The 6,635-nt window shown below is 66.8% G+C and carries 7 protein-coding genes and 1 pseudogene; 6 read left to right on the forward strand and 2 right to left on the reverse strand.

The genetic code is table 11. The features are described 5' to 3' along the window. Positions 1–396: pseudogene (locus tag B1964_RS23800) on the reverse strand (hypothetical protein); the annotation flags it as partial. A gap of 169 nt (positions 397–565) precedes the next feature. Here B1964_RS23800 and B1964_RS23805 point away from each other — a divergent pair. The 3 genes from B1964_RS23805 (at position 566) to B1964_RS23815 (ending at position 3,713) form a co-directional block, all read left to right on the forward strand. After that, on the forward strand, positions 566–1,279 hold the full coding sequence (locus B1964_RS23805) for a hypothetical protein (RefSeq protein WP_079931535.1): 714 nt from the start codon (positions 566–568) through the stop codon (positions 1,277–1,279). Between the two features lie 37 nt (positions 1,280–1,316). Beyond that, positions 1,317–2,093 (forward strand): crotonase/enoyl-CoA hydratase family protein, encoded by a 777-nt coding sequence (locus B1964_RS23810; RefSeq protein WP_079931536.1) that lies wholly within the window; start codon positions 1,317–1,319, stop codon positions 2,091–2,093. Between the two features lie 81 nt (positions 2,094–2,174). Beyond that, positions 2,175–3,713 (forward strand): long-chain fatty acid--CoA ligase, encoded by a 1,539-nt coding sequence (locus B1964_RS23815; protein WP_079931540.1) that lies wholly within the window; start codon positions 2,175–2,177, stop codon positions 3,711–3,713. Here B1964_RS23815 and B1964_RS23820 read toward each other — a convergent pair. Next, on the reverse strand, positions 3,675–4,136 hold the full coding sequence (locus tag B1964_RS23820) for a MarR family transcriptional regulator (protein ID WP_172398949.1): 462 nt from the start codon (positions 4,134–4,136) through the stop codon (positions 3,675–3,677). The two genes, B1964_RS23815 and B1964_RS23820, sit on opposite strands and share 39 nt — an antisense overlap. A gap of 101 nt (positions 4,137–4,237) precedes the next feature. On the opposite strand from B1964_RS23820, the gene B1964_RS23825 reads away from it, so the two are divergent. The 3 genes from B1964_RS23825 to couM are packed head-to-tail and all read left to right on the forward strand — an operon-like array spanning position 4,238 to position 6,552. Next, entirely contained in the window at positions 4,238–5,155 is a 918-nt protein-coding gene (locus B1964_RS23825) for an SDR family NAD(P)-dependent oxidoreductase (RefSeq protein ID WP_079931538.1), read from the forward strand. After that, positions 5,152–6,045, forward strand: a complete 894-nt coding sequence (couO, locus tag B1964_RS23830; protein WP_079931539.1) for a 4-hydroxyphenyl-beta-ketoacyl-CoA hydrolase — start codon at positions 5,152–5,154, stop codon at positions 6,043–6,045. The genes B1964_RS23825 and couO overlap by 4 nt, the downstream gene beginning before the upstream one ends. Before the next feature lie 27 nt (positions 6,046–6,072). Continuing rightward, positions 6,073–6,552 (forward strand): p-hydroxycinnamoyl-CoA hydratase, encoded by a 480-nt coding sequence (gene couM, locus B1964_RS23835; protein WP_006368761.1) that lies wholly within the window; start codon positions 6,073–6,075, stop codon positions 6,550–6,552. Positions 6,553–6,635: the final 83 nt, after the last annotated feature.

The following is a 6,635-nucleotide window of genomic DNA, read 5'->3' on the forward strand; positions in this document are numbered from 1 at the left end:
GTAGCCGATGACGCGGCGGGGCCGGCCGTCGATGTGCGGGCCGCGCCAATCGCCGAGTCCCCACACCAGACGGTTGATGGAATCGCTGTTGTCGGAACGGATCTGGCCGCCCCAGGATTCCACGTCGACCATCGACACCACGTCGGGTCGGTCCTCGCCTTGCATCTCAATGTGCGTCGTCATCACGTCGCGCCAGTTGGATCGGTAGACGCAGTACACGATCAGCCCGCGCAGCCGGCCGGAGTCGAGCCAGGAACGAGCGATCGTCCAGTTCTGCTGGAAGTGGCGGTCCCGATAGGTCCCGTCGTTGGACCGGATCGACAGCCACCGATACGGGTAGGAGTCATCGAGCACGGGCTGCCATTCGGAGATGTCGGCGAAGAGGGTGTCGGTCATCTTGTTCACCAACGATAGCGAGCGCACCTGAGAACAGGACTTCGTCGAGTTCGCCGCCAGCTCCGACGACGGAATTCGCCGATATCTGTGACCCCGCGACCGCCCGACTCTCAACAACTCGACAACCGGATGCCAGCATGCGGTTAGGCGCAGGTCACATGCTCTGTTCATGCGACTGATCATGGGAATCCACCTGACCGACGACCAGGTGGTCGTCGTCACCGGGACGGCGGCCTCGGTCGCTGGCTCGCGTCCCGGTCCGCCGCACCTCTCGTCGCATCCGGCGCGGTTGTACTGGCCGGCGACCGCGGCACCGAGGTGGTCGCGTCCCGCCGACAACCCCGACGACGTCTATGGCCACTTCCTCACCCGCATCGCCGATCTGACCGCGGTGCGCACCGCGTCGGGTCGCGGCCGTGCTCCGCATCAATTGGTCACCGCAGCACTGCACGTGGCGATCGATGGCACCGAGCGCTCCGACCACGGGCACGTGGTGTCGGTGACGATCGCCCATCCCCCGCACTGGTCGGCCGAGCAGATCGGGATGCTACGGCGTGCCGCGGGCCGCGCGGTCGGTGCGACCACGAGCGTGTCGGTGGTCTCCGAGTGCGCCGCGATCTCCCGTTGTGTGCGGTGGTCGGCGCAGATGGGTACCGCCGATCTCGTCGCCGACCACCCGTCGTTCCTGGGCGCGTGGGGCGCGGCGATGCTCGCCGCCACCGCCGTCACCCGGGTGCCGGTACCCACCGACCGGACCGCGCGCAGACCGGTTCGCACCGCCCCCGCGCACCACATGGCGACGATCACCCATCCGATGCGCCGCATCGTCGATTCCTCCGTCGCCGACCTGCGATTACGGTGGAACGCGCTGGGTCACGCCTGACCCGGCGCCGTTCTCACCGTCGCGAAAGGTCTCCCACATGCATTCACCTCTGGACATCGCCACAACCGGCGCGACCCAGATCTGGACGATCAACAAGCCCGAGGTCGGCAACGCGATCACCGACGTGGAGTTCGTCGAGGCCTTCGAGTCGGCGGTCGACGCCGCCAACGCCGACCTTGAGATCAGGGCGATCATCCTGACCGGCGCGGGCAAGATCTTCTCCGCGGGCGGCAACGTCAAGGAGATGGCAGACCGGACGGGCATGTTCGGCGTCGACGAGCGAGCGCAGCGACGTGCCTACGTGGCGGGTATCCAACGTCTGCCCCGTGCCCTGGCTCGCCTCGAGGTGCCGATCATCGCCGCGGTCAACGGTGCGGCCGTCGGCGCGGGCTGCGACCTGGCGATGATGTGCGACATCCGGATCGCCTCCGAGCGCGCATCCTTCGCGGAGAGTTTCGTGCAGGTCGGGCTGATCCCGGGCGACGGCGGAACGTGGTTCCTGCCGCGTGCCGTCGGATATGAGCGGGCCGCGGAGATGACGTTCACCGGCGACCGCGTGGATGCCGCGACGGCTGCCGAGTGGGGCATGGTGAGCCGCGTGGTCGGCCCCGACGATCTCCTCGACGAGGCCCGTACGCTCGCCGAACGCATCACCAAGAACCCCGCTGAGGCGCTACGGATGGCCAAGCGCCTGCTGCAGGAATCACGAACCAGCCCTTTGGAATCGGTCCTCGGCATGGCCGCGGCGATGCAACCCCTGGCCCATCTCTCGCCCGAGCACACCGAGCGGGTGGAGAAGTGGCGCTCCCGCTGACGACACCACGTAACCATTGACATTCTCAACGATTGCGTTCTATCGTGATCTCGATTACATCGGGCGATGGAGGAGTACACGATGCGCAATCAGGGCGTGGGCACGTGGCCGCAACGGGCCTCACGGCAGTCGCCGGACACCGAGGCCATCGTCTTCCGTGACCAAGCGATCACCTATCCCGAACTCGACGAGCGCACCACGCGGCTCGCACACGCCCTCGCCGATCTCGGCGTCGGACGTGGCGACCGCGTCGCACTGCTCAGCGCCAACCATCCCGCGTATCTCGAGGCGCTCTTCGCGGCCGGCTTGCTCGGCGCCATCCTGGTGCCGCTCAACGCCCGGCTGACCACTCCCGAGGTCGCCTACGCCCTGACCGATTCCGGCGCCACGGTGCTGATCCACTCCGCGGCGTTGGCGGATGTGGCGATCGCGGCCGCGGCCGAAGCCGGCGTGACCACCCGCATGGTCGTCGACGGCGATCCCGACCCGGACGCCGTCGGCTACGAGACCAGCATCGCCGCCGCATCCACCGACCGCATCGATCTGGCCGTCACCCACGACGACCCGTGCTTCATCATGTACACCTCGGGAACCACCGGAAACCCGAAAGGTGTTGTCCTGAACCACGGGACGGTAACCTTCGCGGTCCTCAACCCGATCCTCGACCTCGACCTGCGCAGCGACGAGGTCGCGCTGGTCGTGGCACCGTTGTTCCACACGGCCGCATTGAATTTCATCTCGCTGCCCATCCTTCTGAAGGGCGGCACCGTGGTGATCGAGGAAGGCTTCGAACCGGCCCGGGTGCTGCGGGTCATCGCCGAGCGCAACGTGACCTACGGCTTCGGGGTGCCCACCATGCTCGACGCCATGAGCTCCCACCCGGACTGGGCGTCAGCGGATCTGAGCTCCATCCGTCGCTGGATCGTCGCTGCGGCACCGGTTCCGCCGCGCACTCTGCATACCTACACCGAACGCGGCATCGCACTGTGCCAGGGCTACGGGCTGACCGAGACCGGGCCCGGTGCGCTGGTCCTCACCCCGTCGCACACCGCCCGCAAGCTCGGAAGTGCCGGTGTCCCACACTTTTTCACCGACGTCCGGGTCGTCGGCCCCGACGGGGACGAAACCGCGCCCGGGGAGCGCGGCGAGATTCAGATCCAGGGCTCCAACGTCATGGCCGGCTACTGGAATCGCCCCGACGCGACCGCCGCGGCGTTCACCGACGACGGCTGGTTCCGTTCCGGCGACGTCGGCGTCCGCGACGACGAGGGCTACATCACCATCGTCGATCGTCTCAAGGACATGATCATCTCCGGCGGCGAGAACATCTACCCGGCCGAGGTCGAGGCCGTCATCCTCTCGATGCCCGGAGTGGTGGCGTGCGGGGTGTTCGGGGTCCCCGACGACAAGTGGGGTGAGGTCAGTTGTGCGGCCATCACCCTGGACGACGGCGCGGCACTGACGTACGAGCAGCTCGCGGCGTTCCTCGGTGAACGGTTGGCGCGGTACAAGATCCCGAAGTCGATGGTGCTGCTCGAGGAGATCCCGCGCAACGCCACCGGCAAGATCCGCAAGGACCGGCTACGGTCGATGTTCTCGGCCGCGCCCGTCCACGCCTGAGAAGGCGATGCGACGCAACAGTTCCCGTGCAGCCGCCACATCCCCCGCATCGGTGCCGGCCACGTACTCGGCCGTCACAGCGGCACTGCGCCTGCGCGCCTGGTCGCACAGCTCCGCCCCGGCCTCGGTCGCGACGATGAGCTTGTTGCGCCGGTCATTGATGTCGGTGGTGCGCTGCACCAGCTTCCGGTCCTCGAGATCGTCGACGAGGGCGACGATCTGACTGGGGTCGAGACCTACCACGGTGGCCAGACGACGCTGGGTGATGCCGTCGGGTTCGTCGCAGACGGCCGCGAGCGCGCTGTACCCACGCACCTTCAGCCCCAGGGGCGCGATGGCGCGATTGGTCTCCTTGCTCAGCACCACGCTGGCGCGAGCCATCAAGAAGCCGAGATCGTCGTCGAGCATTCGCCGGGATGTCATGGGCCCTCCCATCGCGATCACGTTACCACTTCCACAATCATTGACTTTCTCAATGGTTAGCGTTCTAATCGAATACATAACCCGAGCCCGAGGAGGCAACCATGGATCTGAACGGAAAAGTCGCCGTCGTCACCGGCAGTGGGCAAGGGCTCGGTCTGGCCTACGCCCGCGAACTCGCCCGCCGCGGAGCGGCTGTCGTCGTCAACGACGTCTCGGAGGAGACCGCGCAGGCCGCCGTCGCCGCGATCACCGCCGATGGCGGCCGCGCCGTGGCAGTGGTCGCACCCGTCGGATCGACGGAGACCGCGCAGGCGCTGGTCGCCGGTGCCGTGGACACCTTCGGACGCCTCGACGTCATGGTCACCAACGCCGGCATCCTGCGCGACAAGGTGCTCTGGAAGATGACCGACGAAGATTTCGACGCCGTCATCAACGTGCACCTCAAGGGCACCTTCACGTGCGTGCGCGAGGCCGTGCTGCGATTGCGCGAGCAGGGCGACGGCGGCCGTATCATCTGCATCGGCTCGCCCGCCGGGCAGCGCGGCAACTTCGGGCAGACCAACTACTCCGCCGCCAAGGCCGGCATCGTCGGCATGGTCCGCACCTGGGCGATGGAACTGAAGAAGGCCGGGATCACCGCGAACGCCGTCTGCCCGGTCGCCGTGACCGCGATGACCGCCACCATCCCGATCTTCAAGCCGTTCATCGACGAGGCCGAGCGGACCGGCTCCCTCCCCGACGTCATCCGTCGCGAGGTCGGGATGGGCACGCCCGAGGACGTTGCCGGGCTCATCGCGTTCCTCGCCTCCGATGCCGCTGCCGACATCACCGGTCAGGCCATCTCCATCGGTGGTGACCGTCTCGCCCTGTGGACGCACCCGGAATTGTCCGAAACCGCTTATCACGACGGCGGTTTCAGCGCCGAGGACATTGCGACGGTCTGGCCGGGCGCCTTCGCCAACCAACTCGAGACGGTCGGCGAGGAGTTCCCCGACGAGGTGCTGGCGGCCGCGAAATGAGCACCCGCTACGAGTGCGCGGTCGACTTCGACACCATCGACGCCATCGACATCCACACCCACGTCGAGATCGACGGCTGCGGGCATCGTTCGCTCGACGACGAGTTGATGGCCGCATCCGAGAAGTATTTCCGCTCCGGCGAAGAGCGCACGCCGGGAATCGAATCCATCGCCGAGCACTACCGGCAACGCAACATGGCGGCGGTGGTGTTCACCGTCGACGCGCACTCGGCGTCGGGCCACTCGCCGAACTCGGTGGAGGAGATCGCCGAGCGCGCAGCGGAGTTCAACGACGTCTTGATCCCATTCGGTTCCGTCGACCCGCTGCAGGGCAAGGCGGCGGTCAAGCGCGTGCACCGGCTCGTGGACGAATTCGGCGTGCGGGGCTTCAAGTTCCACCCGAGCATGCAGGGGTTCGAACCCCACGACCGCCGGTACTACCCGGTCTACGAGGCCATCACCGAGACCGGCGTGCCCGCCCTGTTCCACACCGGGCAGACCGGAATCGGCGCCGGACTCCCCGGGGGGCACAGCATCAAGTTGCGCTACTCCGATCCGATGCTGCTCGACGATGTCGCCGCCGACTTCCCCGACCTCACCATCGTGATGGCACATCCGGCGGTGCCGTGGGTCGACGCCCAGATCTCGATCGCCACACACAAGGCCAACGTCTACATCGATCTGTCCGGCTGGTCACCCAAGTACTTCCCGCCGCAGTTGGTCAAAGCCGCCAATTCGATGCTGCGCCACAAGGTCTTGTTCGGATCGGACTTTCCGGTCATTCAGGTCGACCGATGGCGCAAGGACTTCGCCACCCTCGACATGAAGCCCGAGGTGCTGCCGTTGATCTTCAAGGACAACGCACTCACCGTCCTCGGCGTCAAACACTGAAACCCACCCAGAGAAGGACTCGTACCGATGACCACTGCGTCACCCACCACCACACACCTGGCCACCCTCGCCGAGCTCGACGATCTCGTCGGCACCGTCCTCGGCGTCAGTTCGTGGCTCGAGGTCACCCAGGAACGCATCAACACCTTCGCCGACGCCACCGGCGACCACCAGTGGATTCACGTCGACCCCGAGCGCGCTGTTGCCGAGAGCCCGTTCGGCGGGCCGATCGCCCACGGATACCTCACGCTGTCACTGATCATCCCGATGTGGGGTGAGGTGCTCGCCGTCGACAGCGTGACGATGGCGGTCAACTACGGGCTCAACAAGGTTCGGTTCACCAACCCCGTGCCCGCCGGCGGACGCGTGCGTCTCAAGGCGACTCTCGCCAAGGTGGAGCACCTGCCCAAGGGCGGCGTCCAGGTCACCGTCGAGGGCGTCATCGAACTCGAGAACAGTGAGCGTCCCGCCGTCGTCGCCGAGGTCGTGTACCGCTACTTCGAGTGATTTGCCGGTTTTCGCCTACATCGGCCGAACGACTTCGCACCTTTGAATGACGTCGCAGGGCAACCGGTCTGGATATTCTGCCC

The sequence above is a fragment of the Gordonia sp. i37 genome, assembly GCF_002043085.1.
Classification (GTDB): domain Bacteria; phylum Actinomycetota; class Actinomycetes; order Mycobacteriales; family Mycobacteriaceae; genus Gordonia; species Gordonia polyisoprenivorans.